The sequence below is a fragment of the Shimazuella kribbensis DSM 45090 genome, assembly GCF_000428065.1.
GTDB lineage: Bacteria > Bacillota > Bacilli > Thermoactinomycetales > Thermoactinomycetaceae > Shimazuella > Shimazuella kribbensis.
Genome location: NZ_ATZF01000013.1, coordinates 15,709 through 36,977 on the forward strand (window position 1 = coordinate 15,709; position 21,269 = coordinate 36,977).

The following is a 21,269-nucleotide window of genomic DNA, read 5'->3' on the forward strand; positions in this document are numbered from 1 at the left end:
TAAAATGAAAACGAAAAATAAAATATATTAAATGTTCTTTGTTCGTTGTGTTCTCGTCGCTTCTTCTCGTTGTGTTCATCGTCGTTATAACTCATTCATTATTAACGTAAGTAATTACGTGATGTGATAGGTACGAGATAGGAGTGTAGTACGCCTGTAGTACCTGTGTAGTATCTAGGTAGTACCCGTAGCTATAGCGTGTATGTAGTAGCGTATAGAGCGCCTATATAGCGTGGGTAGTATTGCACTAACTAGCGTAGGGGGTACGGTAATAAAGCCGCTAGGGGCATCGTTATTTAGCCGGTACCCCTTTTATTTTCCGCGCCTCCCTGTATATTGTTGCTTCCGATACATGCGTAATTTTAGCAATCTGCTTTACGGTGTACTTGTTCTCATCACGGTTTTTATAAAGCTCCATAGCGTGGGTTAATCCCTCGTGCTTATCTGTATAACGTTTCGGACGTCCTTTGTATATTCCGCGCTCCTTCGCCTTTGCGATCCCTTCGCGCTGACGCTCCTTATTTATCCCTAATTCAAACTCAGCAACCGCACTGAACATCGTTATCATCATTTTACCGGTTGGCGTGGTTGTATCGACATTCATACCGCCAAAGTTAAGAATAACGAGGCCAACGCCTTTATCGTTTAAATATTCAATCGTTTCTAGTGCGTCTTTTGTGGAGCGGGCAAAGCGGTCGAGCTTTGTAACTACGATCGTATCGCCCTGTTGTACACGTTCCAGCAACGACTTAAAACCATTACGACCAGCGATGGTTTTATCACTAATCTTTTCTTTTATGATAGTTTCGCAACCGTGGTTATTTAGTTGCTCGATCTGTGGCGCTAACTTCTGGTCCTTCGTGCTGACCCTCGCGTATCCGTATATCATGAAAAACACCTCTTATTTTTGATAGATGTAAATGACAGTTGATTAATACCATAATACTGTTATCAAAAATAACTGTCAACAGGGTAAGCCCAAATGATAGAAATATTCTTTTGATGTTACGGGTATTGTAAAGATCGTTGTAATGGCAGGAATCGTAACCCCCTAATATTTTAGGGACGTTGTCTGTCAGAGAGGCACGGCTGGTATTGTAGTGGCAGGTACTAATTATAAATAATAACTCTATCTAACAGAGTAATTATATCAACTCGATATACCTTTATAAAATCTAATTTTCGCCGTCATCGCCACTTAGTTCATAACCGCAGTCAGTCGCCGACTATAGTAGCTAATACGTTACATAACGGCAATAAAAAAGCCCGTAGGATCACCCACGGACTAACGTTTATTCTTGTAATGTTTACCGACTACCGGACTAGCATCAATAGGTTTTACTGCCCTAAGATGTTCAGGGCGTAAGCAATCGCGATTCCCGCAAGTAGTAATAATGCGTAATTTATCCGCTATAGCTCCGTTATGAAGCGTATAGACATAACGACGAGGCGACCAATATTTATTGTATCTTTTAAGACCGGTAAATGTTGCCGGTCGTCCTTCTTTCGTGGGCTGGTAAAGCCAACACCCGTTATTAATTACATAGCGAATAGGCGAAATAGCTCGCTTCTTAGCGATATACCCGCCTTCATTGATATATTTTATATCGTTCTTATTATCTAACATTGTTAAGGGCACCTCCTCTATGGGGTAGTCGTAAGAGTCTCGCATTTCGTATATGTTTTTAACATTGTTTTTTCCTTTGATCTTTACTAGAATGAAAGTACACAGGTCAGTTATTTCACTGGACAGGAAGAAGAGTCAACATGTCTCACGACCAGATCATGGACATCGCCAACGAGAAGCTCATCTGGGTTCTCGGTGCACTGATCGTGATGGGGGTGCAGCTCGCCGTGTACGCGAAGACCGGTAAGAAGCCGCTGCTCTACTCCGCTGGATGCTTCGCGTTCGTCGCATTCATCAACGGGATCGTCCTGGTCCGAGCGTGGATTGAGCTTGCCTAACCGCGAGTTCCTCTGACTTCCGCGCTGACCGTTCTTTCTCCCCTTGGGCTGGAAACTTCAATTCAAGGGGGGAACAAATATTTACTACACAAATTGAATGGCTGTAAGTATTGTATTCCTCTTAATCCCCTTTACCAAATCTGCCACCACAATTTCTTAACGTTCCTAATACGTTTACCACATTCCACGTGAATCTTTGAAATTTGTTTTTCATTGCGCCACCCACGAGCTTTATTAATCGCGTCTTTACCTTGTTCATATAGCGAATTAGCGGAGTTATTAGTTGGTTTTCTTGTTGCCGGATTCTTCATAGTGGGATCGGTACCAACTTTATTAACTCGCAGCTCTATCGTTAATAATTCCGCTTGTGTTTTTAGTTGGATCTCGTCTTCTCCGTGTAACTTCTCATCTATCACCGCTAACATATCGTCATCCACGTTAAATTGTTTTAATAGCTCAGCTTTAATCGATTTAAGATACTTCTGTTTATAGGGTGCTAGGGCGTTGATCTCGCCCCGTAAGCGCTCTACTTCTATCATTGCATCAAGATATTTATTCCTATCGTCCTGAGCAGCTTCGACATTATCGACGGTGTTATGCTCAACGTGATTACGCTCTATAGCGTTGCTCATAATGATTTTATTCCCTTCGTAACTATGTGATAGGTATCATATGCGGCGGTTGGATTGCCGTGGGTGCGTAGCTGCTTTAATTGCATTAACTGTAACTCATGTTTAGGTAGTGCTAACTTTAAATGACTTTTTAGACCGGATAACATACCATCTAAATTATCGTCATCGCTCACGGCTTTAGATATTTGACCGAATTGGCGTAGAACGGTTAGTTTCTGCGTGTCGTTCATGACACGGATCTTATAGGCCAATAATTCTAATATGCGGTTTTTATCATCGCTATAGGAAAGCTCATTAACCGTATGATCGATTAACTTCGCTATGGTTGGGTCGTCGTCAATTACATGCGTAAGCGATGCCGTCGCAGCTTCGTCTATAAGGTTGTCGATCTCTTCGGCATATTTAGCCTTAAACGTCTTCATATCGTTTGTTAGTTCCGACTCTAATAAATCAAGTTGATATTTGCGCTCGCTTTCGTTTGAGTTATAACGTTCCGTTTCGGTTAATGCTATTTTCTTTTCCTTATATTGTTTAAATATGTGGTTGGCAGCTCTAGTGATGGATTCAAGCGTTGGGAAGTTTACCATCACGGCTATACCATCTTCTATTAGTTGCTTTGCTTCGTTTGCTGGAAATGAATGGATCCCGTTTGCATCGCAGTAATTACCGGCGTTATTCTTGTATCCGTCCTGTACAGATGCCGGCGAGTTTCTTCTCTCCGGCGTATTTTTTTTGTTTAAAATCGCTTATTTTAGATACTTGGAGGCGGGACTATATTGTCGGTGCTGAGCTTGCACATGATCTTTGTTCATTTGGATATAACGTCTAGTTGTTGTTATATCGGCATGATCTAGAATCAGTTGCAGGGTGAAGATATCCCCACCGTTTAGCAGGTAATCACGAGCAAATGTGTGCCGAAACATATGCGGCGTGGCGCGTTTTACCTTTGCTTCCTTTGCGTATACATACAAACGGCGTCTAAAAGTATCGGGGATCGCTTGATCTCCATAAGCGGTTAAGAACAAATAGTCGGTAGGTTCAAAGTAAGATTTGTTTTCCTTGTGTAGTTCTAATAGTAGTTTCATTATCTTTCTACTAACTGGTATAGTACGGCTTCTTCGGTTTTTTGCTATTTCTGCGGGTATGGTTAGTGTTAGTTGCTTAACATCTAAATGCTGTATCTCGATGTTAACAAGCTCATTGATTCGAATGCCTGTATCTAAGAGTAGTAACATAATCACTTTGTCACGGAAGCAACTGTATTGCCTCGTATCTAATACACCGAATAATTTTTTTAATTCCTTCTCGGTAAAGCCTGTCAAATCATCCACACTATCTGACTTTAGTAACTTCACTTTTTCCATGGGATTAGTAGTTAAATAGCCTTCTTCCGCCCAAAACCGGCACATAGTACATAAGGTACGCAAGCGAATATTAATAGTACTAACGGCAAGTCCTTTTCTAGGGCGTTCTCGTTTGTCTATACCTGCGAAGGGATTACGCTCATCTTTTAGATAATTAATATAGTTACGGATTAGGTCTGCTGTTAGTTGCTGAATGAAATTTACATCGGGATAAAATTCACTAAGAAACCGCCGGAACCATTCGATATGTTGGTAGTAATCATGAATGGTACGAAGGCGCATTCCTTCCGCTTTTTTGGCGTTGACAAAGAGTTCTAGAGCTTCCTCTAGTGTAATTTCATAGGAATTATTAACGGCAGGGGATACCGTTTTACGAGCGCTAACACGGTTTTTACCTTTGCGCTCTCTAATTGGTGATTTACGTGGTGTTTCGGTCATAATAAAAAACGTTCCCCCTTCGCCTGATACAGACGATAAGGAGAACGTTTCACACGTTCCATTACGTTAATTTAACGCTTTCCGACGTTTAAAAATAACGCTAATATTCGTTAAGACATCGCTAGAAGCACGGACTTTATACCGTTATGGTGCGCCTACCAGGATTCGAACCTGGGCACCCGGTTCCGGAGACCGGTGCTCTATCCCCTGAGCTATAGGCGCATGATAAGAACAAACGCTATTATACCATGTTTTTTATCTTACATACAAGAATAAAAAAAGTGTACAATTTGTGGTTTACCAGTAAAATCAAGTTTTTTGGTATTACCTGTGTAAAAGGTGTAGGTTATTCCAATATAATTGAAACGGATGATTAATACTATGGTGTTATTCAAGGTGTTAACATGTTTTATTATGTTTTTATCACCCTGTTCTACCTTAGTTCGCCTTCCTTGAGAACGGAGAACGAAATGGGTTGTTTTTTATTATTTGTACTAGCATTGAACATTGAAGTAAAATATAGTAATTTAAAAGAGTACTGATTTTTGTTGACAGTGATTGATCCTATACATCATTTTCATGGTGTTGGGAGTTGGTTGATGGTGATCTCACTAGAAAGCATACAATGTTATCGCAATTACGAGAAAGCGGTTTCGAGAAAATTTGTCTCTAGGCTTCGTGATCAGTCAACATTTTTTAACTCCTGTCTAAGATGGTGCTGGATCTATTTCATCGTTAACAGTCCAAACAAAGGACTGTTTTTATTTATTTGAAATGTGTTTTTTTTGGTCATACTAGTAGGGAATGCGTAAAAGGAGGAAGTTTATATGGGTAAAGGCAAAGTAGCAATTAATGGATTTGGTAGAATTGGGCGTAATGTTTTTCGTTCTTTGATCAATCATCCAAACTTGGAAGTTGTAACTGTAAACGATTTGACTGATAGCAAAACATTAGCTCATTTACTTAAATATGATTCAGTGCATGGTACTTTGGATGCAACAGTAAAAGTATCAGATAATGGGTTCAAAGTAAACGATAGAGAAGTAAAAGTAACTGCAGAACGTGATCCTGAGAAATTATCTTGGGGACAAGATAACATCGATATTGTAATTGAATCCACAGGTCGTTTTACCAAGCGGTCAGATGCAGAAAAACATATAAAAGCTGGTGCAAAAAAAGTAATTATTTCCGCTCCTGCGACAGATGAAGATATCACCATCGTTTTAGGTGTGAACGAAGATAAATACGATGCTGCAAGCCATCATATTATTTCCAATGCTTCTTGTACAACAAATTGTTTGGCTCCAGTAGCGAAAGTATTGCATGATAAGTTTGGATTGCGTCGTGGTTTTATGACAACGGCACATGCATATACGAATGATCAACAAATCCTTGATCTACCTCATAAAGACTTACGTCGTGCTCGTGCAGCTGGATTATCCATGATTCCTACTACTACAGGTGCTGCAAAAGCTATTTCACTCGTTCTGCCAGAATTAGAAGGCAAGTTAAATGGTATGTCCATCCGCGTTCCTACACCAACTGTTTCCATTGTTGACTTGGTAGCTGAATTAGATCAAGACGTTACAGTAGAAGATATCAACGGAGCTCTAAAGGAAGCAGCAGAAGGTGAATTGAAAAACATTTTGGATTACTCCAATGAGCCGCTTGTTTCAATCGATTATAAAGGAAATCCACACTCCTCTATTGTAGATGGACTATCTACCATGATCTTGGAAGATAATATGGTAAAAGTGCTAGCTTGGTATGATAACGAGTGGGGTTATTCTTGCCGCGTAGTAGATCTTGTTGATTTTATATTAGAAAAAGGCATTTAATCCTTTTATTGAAGCAGAGTATTCTGTAGAAAGGTGCAACATGATCGGTTACAATCAAGAATGATGTACCGAACATTTTGTTGTACGTGCAGTCAATAAAGGAGGAAGCCCCTTTGGATAAACTAACAGTCTATGATGTGGATCTACATAGTAAACGCGTATTTTGCCGGGTAGATTTTAATGTGCCATTAGAAAATGGAAAGGTGGCAGATGATACGAGAATTCGTGCTGCTATTCCTACCATTGAATACTTGATGGAACAAGGTGCGAAGGTTATTCTTGCTAGTCACTTGGGACGACCAAAAGGCAAAGTAGTTGAGGAGTATCGTCTCACACCTGTAGCAGATCGTCTTAGCGAATTGTTATCAAAAGAGATAAAAAAAGTAGATCAAGTAGTAGGTTCTGAAGTAACAACTGCTGTGGAGAAATTGCAAGATGGCGAAGTCCTGCTCTTAGAAAATGTTCGTTTTGAAGCTGGAGAGGAGAAAAATGATCCTCAGTTGGCAAAGGATCTTGCAGCTCTAGCAGATGTTTTTGTCAATGATGCGTTTGGTGCAGCTCACCGTGCTCATGCATCTACTGCGGGAATTGCTTCTTACTTACCTGCTGTTGCGGGTCTTCTACTCAAAAAAGAGCTAGAAGTGCTCGGGAAAGCAATTGGTGAACCAGAACGTCCTTTCACAGCAATTATTGGTGGTGCAAAGGTGAAAGATAAGATCGAAGTGATCCAAAACCTACTACAGAAAGTGGATAACTTGTTGATTGGCGGGGGATTAGCTTTTACATTTGTAAAAGCACAAGGTCATGAGATTGGAACTTCGCTTTTGGAAGAAGACAAACTGGAGTTAGCCAAAAATTTGATCAAACAAGCTGAAGATAATGGTGTGAAGTTGTATTTACCAATTGATGCAGTAGTAGCCGATCGTTTTGCTTCCGATGCTACTGCCACAGCTGTAGGTATCACCAATATTCCCGCTGATCAAATGGCACTCGATATCGGCCCAAAAACGACTAAACAATTTCGAGAAGTTGTACTGTCTTCCCAGCTGGTTCTTTGGAATGGTCCTATGGGTGTGTTTGAAATGGACAAATTTGCGAAAGGCACCTACCAAGTAGCTGAAGCTCTAGCTGAATCCAAGTCGTACTCCATTGTAGGTGGAGGGGATTCTGCTGCAGCGCTCGTAAAATCAGGACTTGCTGACCGTGTGGATCACATTTCTACAGGTGGTGGAGCATCACTTGAATTTTTAGAAGGCAAAGAGCTGCCTGGTGTAGTTGCATTAACCGATAAAAGATAGGAGGTAAACCATGCGTACACCTATACTAGCTGGTAACTGGAAAATGTATAAAACTATCTTGGAAACCAAAGATTTTCTAAGGCAGTTTCATAAAAATACGATTCCAGATAACCGGGAAGTCGTTATCTGTGCTCCTTTTCCATCTTTACCTTGGTTGACAGAAGCTTGTGAAGGTACATCCATTCAGATTGGTGCACAAAACGTGCATTGGGAATTGGAAGGTGCATACACAGGAGAAGTAAGTGTAGCGATGCTAAAATCATTAAATGTTACCCATGTGATTCTTGGTCACTCGGAAAGACGTGCTTATTTCGCAGAAACGGATGAAATGATTGGGCGTAAATTGCGTACCTCTCTTACAGCTGGTTTAACACCTATTCTTTGTGTAGGGGAAACCTTAGAAGAGAAAGAACTAGGGAAGACAAATGAAGTAGTGAAGCGGCAAATACGTACCGCATTAGAGGATGTTAGTCCAGTGGAAGTAGGAAAGATCATCATTGCATATGAACCTGTGTGGGCTATTGGTTCAGGTTTAGCGGCAACAGATGAAGATGCAGAGCGTGTCATTTCTTATATTCGATCTTTGCTGCCAGAACGTTACCAAGATAAAGTTCGATTGCTATACGGTGGTAGTGTAAAACCTGAAAATATCGGTACGTATATGAAACAACCGAATATCGACGGAGCACTTGTCGGTGGTGCCAGTTTGGATCCTATGCAATTTCACCAAATGCTAGGTGAGGTGTAATGTATGCATAAACCAGTAATGCTCTGTATATTGGACGGGTTTGGTCTACGGAGTGAAACGAAAGGCAATGCAGTAGCAGCAGCGAATAAACCCAATTTTGATCGTTATTGGAATCAGTATCCACATACAACATTAGAAGCCAGCGGTCGTGCAGTTGGTTTACCAGATGGCCAGATGGGAAATTCGGAAGTTGGCCATCTTAACATTGGTGCTGGACGGGTTGTCTATCAAGATCTAACGAGATTGACGAAAGCGATTGATGATCGTTCGTTTTATCATAATGAAACATTCATCCAAGCCATAAAACATGTGAAAGAACATAATAGCAGTTTACACCTATATGGTTTGCTTTCGGATGGCGGAGTACACAGTCATATTGAGCATCTTTTTGCATTATTGGAACTCGCTGCGGAAGAAAAGTTGCAAAAAGTGTTTGTTCATGCTTTTTTAGATGGACGAGATGTATCTCCGGACAGTTCTGCCGCCTATATTCATAGATTACAGGCAAAGATGAATGAATTAGGTGTAGGGAAAATCGCGACTTTACAGGGTCGCTACTATGCAATGGATCGGGACAAGCGTTGGGAACGTACCGAAAAATCGTATAATGCAATGGTTTATGGACTAGGTCCCACTTATCAAGATCCGATTCAAGCTGTTCACGAATCATATGAGAAGAGTGTGTACGATGAATTTGTCATGCCCACAGTTCTCGTAGATGAGGAAAATCAGCCTATCGGAAAAATACAAGATGATGATGCTGTGATCTTTTATAATTTCCGTCCAGATCGTGCGATTCAAATCTCGCAAGCTTTTACAAATGAAGACTTTCGTGGATTTAATCGCGGTGACCGTCCTCCAAAAGATTTATTTTATGTCTGTATTACCAAATTTAGCGAGACTGTTGGTGGTTATGTAGCATACAAACCAACGAATTTGGACAACACTGTGGGGGAAGTTTTAGCCCAAAACAATTTACGTCAGCTGCGAATTGCAGAGACCGAAAAATATCCGCATGTTACGTTTTTCTTTAGTGGTGGACGAGAAGATCCCTTTCCAGGCGAGAAACGTATTCTGATCAATTCACCAAAAGTAGCAACATATGACCTCAAACCAGAGATGAGTGCGTACGAAGTTACGGATGCTCTTTTGACAGAGATCAATGAAGAAAACTTTGATGTTATTATTCTTAACTTTGCTAATCCAGATATGGTAGGCCACTCTGGTAAGTTGGAGCCTACGGTTCGTGCGATTGAAACTGTAGATGAATGTCTTGGTAGGCTGGTAGATGCACTGCTGGCTAAAAATGGGGTAGCAATTATTACTGCTGATCATGGTAACTCAGATATGGTGATGGATGAAGAAGGAAAACCTTTCACAGCTCATACAACAAATCCAGTCCCTTGCATTGTGACACTATCAGAAATAGAACTACGAAAAAATGGTGTGTTGGCTGATCTTTCCCCGACTATTTTAGATTTACTTGATGTAGCTAAGCCTATAGAAATGTCAGGATCAACTTTACGATTAGGAGGAACTACGAAATTATGACTACAATTGAAACCGTCTACGGTCGTGAAGTACTGGATTCCAGAGGGAATCCAACTGTAGAAGTAGAAGTAACACTAGAATCTGGTGCGGTAGGACGTGCAATTGTTCCATCAGGAGCTTCTACCGGAGCCCATGAAGCAGTAGAGCTTCGTGATGGAGATAAGGATCGTTACGAAGGAAAAGGAGTTCTTCAAGCTATTCGCCATATTAATGGCGTCATTGCTGAAGAGTTGGAAGGGATGGATGTATTAGATCAATTGATGATCGATCAAACCCTTATCCAATTGGATGGCACTCCTAACAAAGGGCGTCTTGGTGCAAATGCACTCCTAGGTGTGTCCATGGCAGTGGCACGTGCAGCTGCAAATGCACTCGGAGTCCCTCTTTACAACTACTTAGGTGGTTTTAACTCTAAAGTGTTGCCAGTACCAATGATGAATATTTTAAATGGTGGAGCACATGCCGATAACAATGTGGATATCCAAGAGTTTATGGTTATGCCTGTCGGTGCGAGCAACATCCGTGAAGCAGTACGAATGGGTGCAGAAATTTTCCATTCTCTCAAAAAAGTATTAAACGAACAAGGGCTATCTACAGCAGTTGGAGATGAAGGTGGATTTGCTCCAAACTTGTCTTCCAACGAAGAAGCTTTAAAAACCATTATTACAGCGATTGAACGTGCTGGATACAAACCTGGTACAGAAATAAAATTGGCGTTAGATGTTGCAGCAACAGAGATTTATCAAGATGGCAACTATCACTTTGCAGCTGAAGGAATAACCCGGACATCTGAAGAAATGATCACCTTCTATGAGGATCTAGTAGCAAAATATCCAATTGTATCTATTGAAGATGGTTTGGCAGAAGATGATTGGGACGGCTGGAAACTGCTCACCGAACGTCTTGGAGATAAAGTACAACTAGTAGGGGATGACCTATTCGTTACCAATACAGTTCGATTAGCTGATGGTATTTCTAGAGGTGTTGGAAACTCCATCTTGGTCAAAGTGAACCAAATTGGTACATTGACTGAAACTTTTGATGCGATCGAAATGGCAAAACAAGCAGGATATACGGCTGTAATCTCTCATCGTTCGGGTGAAACCGAAGATACCACGATTGCAGATATTGCTGTTGCGACTGGTGCAGGTCAAATCAAAACAGGTGCACCATCCCGTACAGACCGTGTAGCCAAATACAACCAACTCATGCGTATAGAAGATGAACTCGCCTTCACTGCAACGTATTTGGGTGATAATGCTTTTTACAATCTGAAGTAATTATGGTAAATTGAATGGGGCGAGGAGGGTTTTTATATGGTACTTGCAGTGAAAATTTTGTTTAGCGTCGTAAGCCTAGGCCTCATAGTTGTCATTCTAATGCAGTCGAGCAAAAGTGCCGGTCTGTCAGGTGCGATTGGCGGCGGTGCTGAACATAATATGGGTAAAGCAAAAGTAAGAGGAATTGACCTACTACTGTCACGTCTGACAGCTGTACTCGCAGTACTCTTTATGATTCTTGCTTTAGCTGTTGGATACTTTATAAAGTAATTCTAACTTTTAAACAGCTGATAGATTCAGCTGTTTTTCTTCATTCCTAAAAAATGTGGAGGGAAGAATGGGCTTTCTTTTTTTCAAGGGAGTTAGAGCTAGTAGATAGAAAGGAAAAACCGCTCAGTTGTAGTAACTGAGCGGCTTTTTTAGTATGGGCGTGCTTTTAAGCGTTGTTGATGTAATTGTTGATGTACGCGTGTGATAGATGGTTGTTGGGCTATCTCTGAACCACCTACATTCCACCAAGAGGAATAATCATGTGTCATCGTTTTTGGTAAAACTTTGATATCCATTAATGTTGATCTGGATTGATTAGGGATGTCTGCTAATGCTTCATAAAGTTGTTTCATTGTTCTTACAGAATAGGTTTTCACACCATATCCTGCTGCCGACGCTGCATAATTGATTGTTTGTATTGGTCCATCTAATTTTTGAGTCTTCTCATTGCGCAGCCGGAATTCGGTTCCAAAACTCCCCATACCATGACCCATCTGTAAGTTGTTGATACAGCCAAATCCAGAGTTATCGAAGAGTAGGATATTAATTTTTAATCCTTCTTGAAGACTGGTGATTAACTCGGAATGCAGCATGAGATAACTTCCATCTCCCACTAATGCATAGATTTCTTTTTCTGGAGCTGCTAATTTAGCACCAAGTGCACCTGATATTTCATAACCCATACAAGAGTAGCCATACTCCATGTGATACGTATCTATTTGTTTACATTCCCAAATTCTTTGTAAATCACCTGGTAGACTGCCTGCAGCACCAACGATGATAGAGTCAGGGGATAACCGTTTATTTAACTCACGTATTACTGATGTTTGTGCTAATGTGGTTCCCAATGTATTTTGATATTCTTTGAGTTCTTCATCGTTTAATTGTCCATTTATTTCAGGCTGAAAGCTTGGTGTGCTAGCGTCAAGTTGCTCTAATCGACGTAACTCTTGCTGCCATTTTACCTTTGCTGTTGGAATTTCATCTTGATACGCAGAGATGTATCCTGCATCAGATAATCGCTGATCAAGCAGTTCTAATGTTACTTTTGCATCAGCTACTATTCTGGTTGCATCTAATTTACTAGCATCGAAATTGGATACATTAATGGTTAGAAAAGAACAGTCTTCGTGCTGAAAAAGTTGCTTAGACGAGGTAGTAAAATCGGAAAAACGGGTACCGATGCCAATGATTAAATCAGCTTGGTTCGCCAATTGATTTGCGGCTTGGTTCCCTGTGACACCGATTCCTCCAACGTTATGCGTGTGATTACTTTCGATTGCACTTTTGCCTGCTTGCGTTTCGGCTATTGGAATATTAAATTTTTCTGCAAACTGTTTTAAAGTATTTCCAGCGTTAGCATAACGAACACCGCCACCGCAGATGATCAAAGGGTGTTTTTTTTGTTGTATAAGGTCTAAAGCTTCCTGTAATTCTCGTTCAGTAGCAATTCTCTGATCTATATGATGAATTACTTTTTGAAAAAAGAGTTCAGGATAATCATATGCTTCCCCTTGGACATCCTGAGGTAAGCAAATCGTGACTGCACCGGTTTCTGCAGGATCTACTAAAACACGTACAGCATTCTTCATGGCAATCATCAATTGTTCGGGACGCCCTATTCGATCCCAGTACTTACTGACTGGACGAAAAGCATCATTGGTGGTCAAACTCGCATCATAAGGCTGTTCGATTTGTTGCAAGACTGGATCAGGCTGTCGACTTGCAAAAGTATCTCCTGGAAATAGTAAGAGCGGGATGCGATTTGCAGTTGCCACCGCGGCCGCTGTTATCATATTTGCCGCACCTGGTCCGATCGATGAAGTACAGGCCATGATTTGTCTTCGCTTTTTTTGTTTGGCAAAGGCGATTGCTGTGTGAGCCATCCCTTGCTCATTTCTCCCTTGAAAAACACGAAGATGGCCTGGATCTTCTTCTAAGGCTTGTCCTATCCCTAATACATTTCCATGACCAAAGATAGTAAACACTCCGGCAAAGAGTGGGTGTATTTCCTCATCGACTTTGATATATTGGTTGTTTAAAAAGCGGACAAGCGCTTGTGCCATTGTAAGTTGCATGCTGTCATCTCCTCAAACCCAGCGAGTGGTAATCACTTTTTTTCGAGTATAAAATTCCACTCCATCTCTGCCATTTGTGTGTAAGTCTCCGTAAAAAGAATCTTTCCACCCTGAGAAGGGGAAATATGCCATTGGAGCAGGTACACCAATATTTACACCAAGCATACCGGCATCGATTTCCTCACGGAATTGATGAACTGCTTTTCCACTGTTGGTGAAGATACAAGCACCATTAGCAAAACGAGATTTGTTGGTCAATGCAATGGCCTCATTCAGATTTTTCACTCGTATTATGGAAAGAACAGGGGCGAAAATCTCATCTTGCCATATTTTCATTTCTTGGGAGACTCTATCAAAAATGGTGGGACCAATAAAATATCCATTATGATGAACTGCCTGATCTTGGCGTCCATCTCTTACAAGACGAGCACCTTCTTTTAATCCTACTTCGATATATTGTAATGTGCGTTTTTTGTGCTCTTCTCGAATCACTGGTCCTAAAAAGACGTCTTCTTCAAGCCCGTTTCCAATTTTAAGTTCATTGGCCTTTGTCACCAATCGATCGATCAGTTCATCTGCAATCGATTCTTCGACAGCCACAACAGAACAAGCCATGCAACGCTCTCCTGCTGATCCAAAAGCAGCATTAATAATCTGTGTGGTTGCATTTTCTAGATCTGCATCGCTTAAGACGATGGAATGGTTTTTCGCGCCAGTGAGTGCTTGAACTCGCTTTAAATGAGATGTCCCTTTTTTATAGACATATTCGCCGACAGGCTGGGAACCAACAAAGGAGATAGCTTTTACCTCTGAGTTTTCCAGTAAGCCATTTACCACGTCGTGAGCACCGTGAACAATATTAAGTACACCAGCAGGTAACCCTGCTTCTAAAAACAGTTCCCCAAGCCGATTGGCTAGTATTGGTGTTCGTTCAGAAGGTTTAAGGACAAAAGTATTCCCACATGCAATAGCCAAAGGAAACATCCAACACGGAACCATCATAGGGAAGTTAAATGGAGTGATTCCACCAACTACACCAATTGGATAGCGGTACATACCAGTCTCCAAACCTGTTGCAACAGCAGGTAATTGGTACCCAGCAATTAGATTTGGAATACTGGATGCATGTTCTACGCATTCGATTCCTCTTCTCACTTCACCTAATGCTTCGTTTCGATTTTTACCATTTTCTAAGGTGATGAGCTCTGCAAGTTCGTTCGTATGATCAACCAACAATTGTTGATATTTAAAGAGAATCTTTGCACGTTTTGGAATCGAAACTTGTTGCCAAGATTCAAAAGCATTTGATGAGGAGAGTACTGCTTGATCCAATTCTGCTCGAGTGGAGAGGGGGACCTTTTCGATCACTTTCCCAGTAGATGGGTCATATATATTTTCGATTCGTTCAGAAGTGGATGGAATCCATTTCCCATTGATTAAGTTATTTATCATGATCCTTCTTCCTTTCCTTCGTCATATACTGCTGTTGCGATAAATTGATCAATTTCTGTAGTCGTAGGCATTGCATCAGAACAGCTATGTTTGGAAACAACGATAGCGGCAGATGCACTGCCATATTTCATTGCAGTGGATATATCCCATCCGTTCATCAATCCATAAATAAATGCAGAAGCATAGGAATCTCCGGCGCCAAACGTTTTCAATACCTTTGTTTCAAAAATTCCACCTGATACAGCTTGTCCATCTTTGGTATAAGTGGTTGATCCCGCTTTCCCGTGTTTGATCACTACTATTTTTGCTTGATGGTTAAACCAGTACTGTGCAGTTTCCTTGTCTCTTCTTGGAGTTGCTTCTAAACGTTCCATACTATCAAACTCTTCACGAGTACCTATAATCACATCGCACTTTTCAGCAGCAAGCTGGTAGTATATTGCTGTTTCATCAGGAGATGCCCATGTATAGGGACGGTAATCCAGATCGAAAAAGACAACCACACCATGTTTGCGAGCATAGTGTAGAGCAGTGAAAACAGCCTCTCTGGATGGTCTTTTTGCTAGGGCAGTTCCAGAGATGAGCAAAGCTTTTGCTTGTTTTAGATAGTCTTCTGATACTTCGTCAGGATGCAAAAGAAGATCAGCGGCATTGTCTCGATACATGAGGATGCTGCATTCTTCAGGACTTTTGATTTCGGTAAAGGAAAGTCCTGTGACGGCACCAGTTTGATCAGTGATTACTGCTTGGTCATCGATCTGTTGATCGATAAGATATTGACGAATAAATCTGCCATGTTGATCATCAGCAATTTTTCCAATAAAGCCGGTTTTTAGTCCAAGTCTGCTTGCACCGATCGCGATATTCGCTGGGGAACCGCCAACGTATTTGCGAAATGTGTGGGTTTTCTCCATTGGTTGGTTGATTTCGACTGCATTAAGATCGATGCAAAGCCGGCCAAGACTTATGAGGTCCAATGGGCGATTTGGTTGAAACGTTAGTAAACTCATGCGCAGTATTCACCTGCTATCTGTTGTGACATCATGATTGGATCAACCTTTCAAAGTTTGGTTCATTTGTAAATTTCCATTGCCGTACTGGTCCGGCCATTACGTTCAGGTAATAAAGCTCTGTTCCTGGTGTTGTGGCAACGGGATGGTAGCCTTTGGGAACAAAGACAATATCCTGATCCTCAATAGCAAAGGATTCATCTAATGTTCGATCATCCGTGTAAACACGTTGGAAAGCAAAGCCAGTAGTTGGAGTCATACGATGATAGTAAATTTCCTCCAACTTTGTTTCTTCAGGCAGTCGCAATTCATCATGTTTGTGTGGCGGGAAACTAGACCAGTTTCCTTCAGGAGTAAAGACTTCCACTACCAACAAATGCTCAGCTACAGCACTCTCGGATAAAATATTATGAATGATTCGTTCCATCTTTCCTGAACCACGTCTTTCCATGGAGATGTCATCAGGGAGAATGAGACGAGTTGGGTATTTTCCTTCAGCAGGTGCTTTGCATAAGGCTATTTCGACATTTGTGATTGCTTGTATATGCAGGTTGGTTTTGGGAGGAGCATACACTGCATAAGGTTTTTTGCGCTCAAAAATTTGCTCTCGGTTGCCGATATGCTCCCAATGTTCTTGACCAGCTTTCGCGGAGATGTGACCACTCAATAGTACAAGACATACTTCTTGATCCAGGGTGTCGTATTGGAAATGTTGATTTTTCGTTAGTTTCACAAGTTCAAAACTGATATAGTCCCAGTTCGCTTGTTCGGCAGATATATCCACCATTGATCCGGTTTGTTTAAGAGGGAGATAACTCGATGCTTTTTTGATCAATTCAGGCATGATGAAACCTCCTCAGATAGTTTTAGCAAATATTCTAGGCTAATCGAAAGACTTTCCAGTGGATCACGTTCACAGATATCTTGTTCGACAGCATAATATTCTACACCGTTTTGTTCACCCCAGCGGAGAATGGAGAGAAAGTCAATTGTGCCATTCCCTATTTCTGTTAACGATTCAGGATACCGTAGAGTCGGATTACTTTTCATATCTTTGAGATGGATAATCGGGCATCGAAAAGGAAATTTAGACAAATAAGTTAAAGGATCAACATCAGCATAACGTACCCAGTACGTATCAATCTCTGGATAGATAAACCGATTGCCACTGGGCATAGTGAGATAGTCGAGTGCTAGTTGTTCATCCACGGTGGATTGAAATTCAAATTCATGATTGTGATACCCAACACGATAACCAATTTCATTTAGTTTCGTTGCGGTATCCAGTAAAATCCGTTTTGCTTTCCGATAGCCTGATTCATTTTGCATCTCTTCATCTAAATAATGACAAAAAATGTCTTTTGTTTGAAAGAGATATCCTTCGTGGATGACAGCATCAAGATCATGGACCATCCGATCTAAGCTGATGTGCATTCCTGCTACTTTTAATCCCGTTTCACGCAAAGCTTCAGCGATTTCTTCAGCAGAATGTCCTCGGAGTCCATCGATTTGTACAGCTTGCCAACCCATTTTTTTTAGCTCTCGTAATGTGCCTGCAAAATCATGGGTCAATTGTTTACGTAACGTATAAAGCTGGGCAGCAAATTTATGTTTCATCAGGAGTACCTCTCATCCTTGCAAGTCTAGCCAGGCGACTTCATTTTCTGTTAGCTGGAGCTGAGCTCCCTCATAGGAAGATAAAAGTTCCGTTATATTTTCTGGTCCAATTAATGCAGCCGTTGCGAAACTTTGGTTTAATACGTAAGCAAGAGCGATTTGAATAGGAGTAACTTGTTTTTTCTCTGCTAATTGTTGTGCACGAGAGAATCGCTCCCAGTTCGCATCGCTATAATAAACTTCTACCATCTCTTGATTGAATTGATCTTCAGGTGTGAAACGTCCTGAGAAAAATCCACCGGCTTGGCTTGACCAAGAGAGGAGTGGGAGTTTCGTTTTTTCATGCCAGCTGATCATGGATTGATCAGCTGAGACACACCCTTCCCAACGAGGGCGATTGCATTTAGCCAAGCTTAGATTGGGACTATTAAAAGTAAATGGAACCAATTGATGTTGGTTTGCATATTCATTGGCTTCGAGGATTCGATTCACTTCCCAGTTCGAAACACCTATCGCACGTATGATTCCTTTATTAACTAATTTATGAAGTGCCTCCATCAGCTCTTCCACTGGTGTATGTGGATCATCGCGATGCAGCGCATAGAGATCGACATATTTGGTTTTTAGGCGTTCCAAACTTTCCATGAGATCTTCATGGATCGCTTGTGCATTTACACGTGGTTGATTTGGTGCTTCTCGTGTTGGATGACAACCTTTCGTTAAGATAGTCAGCTCTTCTCGATTGTTTCGTAGCTCCATCCATTTACCTAGTGCTTTTTCACTATGCCGATAGTGAAAAGCAGTATCAAAGGTAGTTCCTCCGAGTTCTAGAAATTTATCGAGAACGGGTGCAGCGAAGTCCATGTTTTCACTTCTTAAGAAATCACCTGAGCCCATAACTAATTGGGAACACTGTATTTCATACGACAGATTGTTTTTTTGTCCAAGTATCGTGATGGAATTCAAAATTACTTCCTTCTTTCTAATTTGCTCGCTGCTGCTTGATCCAGAAAGACATGTACATTTGGATGATTTTGCAAGAGGGTAGAAGGTATTTTTGTTGTGATTTCACCTTCAACCGTTTGCTGAACGATAGCTGATTTTTTCACATTATTTGCAATTAATAGAATATTACCAGCCTCGAAGATATGCTTCATTCCCAGTGTAATACCTTGTTTCACTTCCAGCTTCGTATCAAAGTATTTAGAGGAAACTTGTTTTGTAATGGGATCAAGATCAACGATGTGGCTGTATAGGTCAGGATTCACATTTGGTTCATTAAAACCGAGATGACCATTCATCCCGACACCAAGCAAAATAAGATCGATTTGCTGGTGTTGATGAATAAAGGAGTCGATTCGTTGACTCTCGGTTGCTAAGTCTGATGTTAATCCATCAAAGAAACAAATTTGTTCTTCACGGATCGACAGCGGATCAAATAGGGTATGGTAGAGTGTTTCTTTACAACTACCTGCTGTATCTTTTCCTAGTCCCACCCATTCATCGAGACTGACAAAATGGCATTGACGAAAGTCAACTTGTTGATTTTGTGCTGCCTCCACTAGTAGTTCAAAGGTACGTAATGGAGTATGTCCGCCAGCTAGACAAAGTAAGCTTTTTGGCTTTTTCATAACACACTCAATGATTGTTTGAGCTGTTGCTTGAGACATTTGCTCATAGTTTTCTAAAATATTTAGTTGCATCATTTTCACCCTTTATTAAAAATCCAGATCGAGTTTATCAAAGGCTTGTTGACGTTCATCCTTTTCTTTTGTTTTTGCAACTAGACTGCGTTCATACATTTTGAAAAATGGGTAGTACATACAAACAGCCGCGGCGATAATGGCAAAGGTTAAAATAAATGCTCGCCAATCCATTGTTGCTAAATACTGGGCAAAAGGAACTGGGATTCCGCCAACGTTGGCAATTGGTGGAGTGACCCAACCGAGTTTAAAAACGTAGTAGGTGAGAACACCTAATGTTGGTGTACCAAACACAAAAGGTATAAACAGATAAGGATTATAAACAATGGGTAGTCCAAAAACGACAGGTTCAGAAATGGTGAATATTGCAGGGACAGAGGAAGCTTTCCCAATCGTTCTTAATTCTTTTGATTTACTGAATAATGCTAGGATGACAATGGCGCCTGTTACTCCTGAACCCGTGCATCCAAGAAAATAATCCCAAAAGTTCGGTGCAAAAACATGGGGAATAGGTTCGCCAGCAGCAAAAGCAGCTGCATTTTTTGCTAGGTACGTTGTCATGAAAGGCAACACAAATCCGACTAATATCGCATACCCATTTAATCCAATAAACCAAAATAACATTTCGAGAAACGAGATTAACCAAATTGCATACGGTGTATCGATGCTGTCAAAAGTTGGTGCTAAAAAGTAAGTGAATGCTTCAGGGAGATTTTTTCCGCCTGTTAAATAAAGGATACTGGCATTGGCAATCACGGCTAACATCAACACGACAAAGAGAGGAATGAGTGCTTCAAATGTTTGGGCAATCCCATCTGGTAATCCCTTAAATCGAATGGTTATCTTACGCCTGATAAAAAAGGCCATTACCTCGACAGTAAGCAAAGAAGCAATAATGGCGATAAATAGACCTTTGGAATCAAGAAAAGATGTATCCAATGCTCCTTTTACCACTTTGACATTCAAGATAAGTGTTGCTAATGTAGCACCTATCATCGAATGCAAGAAAGGGATTTTCATTTGCCTGGCATGATGATAAGAAATAGAAATAGCTGCATATACAGACAGGAGCCCAAAAGTGAACTGAAATGGCATATTGATGATGCCATGATTTTGATCAAAGAAGGTTCGAATGGCTGATCCTTCAGGAAACATGTTTCCAATCGCCATGATGATCAGTGAAAATGACCCAATCATCAGCACAGCCATGAGTCCAATCATTCCGTTTTTAATAGATGAAATATGCCGCTGTTTTTCCACTTTTGCCGCGATAGGTGCAAAATATTTCTCCAGAAAATGAATGACCTTATTCATTTTTGTCGGTTGTACTTCGCTCATGAAAGGCCACCTCCATCAGCATTTAGTTTTAGCAAAATAGCAGATTTGAGAATATTCCCTCCATTGATTGTTCCATAATCTTGTGTGTCAATGACCTCGATTGGTTTGTTATATTGTTTTGCAATCGTAGACAGATGAGCAAATTGATGTTTGATTTGTGGACCGACTAAAATTACATCGAAATTTTGTATATGTTCTTCTAATTCACCAGCAGGATGAGCCTTAATTTCGATATCAATCGATTTCAGTTTTTCACTTTGTTGTACAATCTCTTTCATTTTGGTAACCATTACTCCAGTGGAAGCTCCTAAGTTACATACCAATAAGATGTGCAAACGATCGAAAGTGATCTTCATATTTTTTGCTCCCTTTGAGATTGATGAATTTCAATAAGTTCTTTTATTAATGTCTTGCTGAGTATGGTGTTCATTAGTGTATCTTGTGCATGAATCAATAACACAGACAAATCATTGGTTTTGCCATTTGCTTCTTTGACAATTAAATCCGTTTGCACTCGATGTGCTTGGTTTAGCAGTTGTTCAGCTTCTAAGAAAAGCGGATCAACTTTGTCAAAGTTACCTTTCTTTGCTTCTTGTAGGGCTTCCATCATTTTAGAAAAACTATCACCTGCATAAGAAATGATTTGAAAAGGTGTCTGTTCGTCCATATTCAATCTCCTAATATAGT

22 protein-coding genes and 1 tRNA gene are annotated in these 21,269 nt (G+C 40.7%); 7 read left to right on the forward strand and 16 right to left on the reverse strand.

Going from position 1 to position 21,269, the window contains the following annotated elements:
- Positions 1-292: 292 nt before the first annotated feature.
- Complete coding sequence (locus A3GQ_RS0116145; protein ID WP_028777943.1) at positions 293-889, reverse strand: recombinase family protein; 597 nt, start codon at positions 887-889, stop codon at positions 293-295.
- 396 nt (positions 890-1,285) lie between these two features.
- The gene (locus A3GQ_RS25785) at positions 1,286-1,627 is read right to left on the reverse strand and encodes an HNH endonuclease (RefSeq protein ID WP_051271933.1); all 342 of its coding nucleotides are present in this window, start codon (positions 1,625-1,627) and stop codon (positions 1,286-1,288) included.
- Between the two features lie 140 nt (positions 1,628-1,767).
- Between A3GQ_RS25785 and A3GQ_RS0116155 the strand changes: the two genes are divergently transcribed.
- The gene (locus A3GQ_RS0116155; protein ID WP_028777944.1) at positions 1,768-1,965 is read left to right on the forward strand and encodes a hypothetical protein; all 198 of its coding nucleotides are present in this window, start codon (positions 1,768-1,770) and stop codon (positions 1,963-1,965) included.
- Between the two features lie 131 nt (positions 1,966-2,096).
- Here the strand turns inward: A3GQ_RS0116155 and A3GQ_RS0116160 are convergent, their stop codons facing one another.
- The 4 genes from A3GQ_RS0116160 to A3GQ_RS0116175 form a co-directional block, all read right to left on the reverse strand.
- On the reverse strand, positions 2,097-2,597 hold the full coding sequence (locus A3GQ_RS0116160) for a hypothetical protein (protein WP_028777945.1): 501 nt from the start codon (positions 2,595-2,597) through the stop codon (positions 2,097-2,099).
- A complete protein-coding gene (locus A3GQ_RS0116165) occupies positions 2,594-3,187 on the reverse strand; it encodes a hypothetical protein (RefSeq protein ID WP_156877776.1) in 594 nt (197 codons plus the stop codon). The genes A3GQ_RS0116160 and A3GQ_RS0116165 overlap by 4 nt, the downstream gene beginning before the upstream one ends.
- 156 nt (positions 3,188-3,343) lie before the next feature.
- Positions 3,344-4,399 (reverse strand): tyrosine-type recombinase/integrase, encoded by a 1,056-nt coding sequence (locus A3GQ_RS24650; protein ID WP_083964274.1) that lies wholly within the window; start codon positions 4,397-4,399, stop codon positions 3,344-3,346.
- A gap of 147 nt (positions 4,400-4,546) precedes the next feature.
- Positions 4,547-4,621: transfer RNA gene (locus A3GQ_RS0116175), tRNA-Arg, on the reverse strand.
- A gap of 605 nt (positions 4,622-5,226) precedes the next feature.
- On the opposite strand from A3GQ_RS0116175, the gene gap reads away from it, so the two are divergent.
- From gap to secG, 6 genes are all read left to right on the forward strand, one after another.
- Complete coding sequence (gene gap, locus A3GQ_RS0116180; protein WP_028777947.1) at positions 5,227-6,237, forward strand: type I glyceraldehyde-3-phosphate dehydrogenase; 1,011 nt, start codon at positions 5,227-5,229, stop codon at positions 6,235-6,237.
- A 113-nt stretch (positions 6,238-6,350) separates the two neighbouring features.
- The gene (locus A3GQ_RS0116185) at positions 6,351-7,535 is read left to right on the forward strand and encodes a phosphoglycerate kinase (RefSeq protein WP_028777948.1); all 1,185 of its coding nucleotides are present in this window, start codon (positions 6,351-6,353) and stop codon (positions 7,533-7,535) included.
- Positions 7,536-7,545: 10 nt separating this feature from the next.
- Positions 7,546-8,283 (forward strand): triose-phosphate isomerase, encoded by a 738-nt coding sequence (gene tpiA, locus A3GQ_RS0116190; protein ID WP_028777949.1) that lies wholly within the window; start codon positions 7,546-7,548, stop codon positions 8,281-8,283.
- Positions 8,284-8,286: 3 nt separating this feature from the next.
- Positions 8,287-9,834: a 2,3-bisphosphoglycerate-independent phosphoglycerate mutase gene (gene gpmI, locus A3GQ_RS0116195; RefSeq protein WP_028777950.1), complete on the forward strand. Its 1,548-nt coding sequence runs from the start codon at positions 8,287-8,289 to the stop codon at positions 9,832-9,834.
- Positions 9,831-11,114: a phosphopyruvate hydratase gene (eno, locus tag A3GQ_RS0116200; protein WP_028777951.1), complete on the forward strand. Its 1,284-nt coding sequence runs from the start codon at positions 9,831-9,833 to the stop codon at positions 11,112-11,114. The genes gpmI and eno overlap by 4 nt, the downstream gene beginning before the upstream one ends.
- Before the next feature lie 36 nt (positions 11,115-11,150).
- Positions 11,151-11,384: a preprotein translocase subunit SecG gene (secG, locus tag A3GQ_RS0116205; protein ID WP_028777952.1), complete on the forward strand. Its 234-nt coding sequence runs from the start codon at positions 11,151-11,153 to the stop codon at positions 11,382-11,384.
- 149 nt (positions 11,385-11,533) lie between these two features.
- Here the strand turns inward: secG and iolD are convergent, their stop codons facing one another.
- The 10 genes from iolD to A3GQ_RS0116255 are packed head-to-tail and all read right to left on the reverse strand — an operon-like array spanning position 11,534 to position 21,249.
- On the reverse strand, positions 11,534-13,462 hold the full coding sequence (iolD, locus tag A3GQ_RS0116210) for a 3D-(3,5/4)-trihydroxycyclohexane-1,2-dione acylhydrolase (decyclizing) (protein WP_028777953.1): 1,929 nt from the start codon (positions 13,460-13,462) through the stop codon (positions 11,534-11,536).
- 12 nt (positions 13,463-13,474) lie between these two features.
- Positions 13,475-14,914 carry a CoA-acylating methylmalonate-semialdehyde dehydrogenase gene (locus A3GQ_RS0116215; RefSeq protein ID WP_037465271.1) on the reverse strand — a complete coding sequence of 480 codons (1,440 nt, stop codon included), beginning with the start codon at positions 14,912-14,914 and terminating at the stop codon, positions 13,475-13,477.
- Positions 14,911-15,924 (reverse strand): 5-dehydro-2-deoxygluconokinase, encoded by a 1,014-nt coding sequence (iolC, locus tag A3GQ_RS0116220; RefSeq protein ID WP_028777955.1) that lies wholly within the window; start codon positions 15,922-15,924, stop codon positions 14,911-14,913. The genes A3GQ_RS0116215 and iolC overlap by 4 nt, the downstream gene beginning before the upstream one ends.
- A 31-nt stretch (positions 15,925-15,955) precedes the next feature.
- On the reverse strand, positions 15,956-16,768 hold the full coding sequence (gene iolB, locus A3GQ_RS0116225) for a 5-deoxy-glucuronate isomerase (RefSeq protein WP_028777956.1): 813 nt from the start codon (positions 16,766-16,768) through the stop codon (positions 15,956-15,958).
- On the reverse strand, positions 16,756-17,541 hold the full coding sequence (locus A3GQ_RS0116230) for a sugar phosphate isomerase/epimerase family protein (protein ID WP_028777957.1): 786 nt from the start codon (positions 17,539-17,541) through the stop codon (positions 16,756-16,758). The genes iolB and A3GQ_RS0116230 overlap by 13 nt, the downstream gene beginning before the upstream one ends.
- A 12-nt stretch (positions 17,542-17,553) precedes the next feature.
- Entirely contained in the window at positions 17,554-18,507 is a 954-nt protein-coding gene (locus tag A3GQ_RS0116235; protein ID WP_028777958.1) for an aldo/keto reductase, read from the reverse strand.
- Between the two features lie 2 nt (positions 18,508-18,509).
- Positions 18,510-19,244, reverse strand: coding sequence for a glucosamine-6-phosphate deaminase (locus A3GQ_RS0116240; protein ID WP_028777959.1), 735 nt, complete (start codon positions 19,242-19,244; stop codon positions 18,510-18,512).
- A gap of 15 nt (positions 19,245-19,259) precedes the next feature.
- Entirely contained in the window at positions 19,260-20,582 is a 1,323-nt protein-coding gene (locus A3GQ_RS0116245) for a PTS sugar transporter subunit IIC (RefSeq protein ID WP_037465273.1), read from the reverse strand.
- Positions 20,579-20,938 carry a PTS sugar transporter subunit IIB gene (locus A3GQ_RS0116250; protein WP_037465275.1) on the reverse strand — a complete coding sequence of 120 codons (360 nt, stop codon included), beginning with the start codon at positions 20,936-20,938 and terminating at the stop codon, positions 20,579-20,581. The genes A3GQ_RS0116245 and A3GQ_RS0116250 overlap by 4 nt, the downstream gene beginning before the upstream one ends.
- Positions 20,935-21,249, reverse strand: a complete 315-nt coding sequence (locus A3GQ_RS0116255; protein ID WP_028777962.1) for a PTS sugar transporter subunit IIA — start codon at positions 21,247-21,249, stop codon at positions 20,935-20,937. The genes A3GQ_RS0116250 and A3GQ_RS0116255 overlap by 4 nt, the downstream gene beginning before the upstream one ends.
- Between the last annotated feature and the right edge of the window lie 20 nt (positions 21,250-21,269).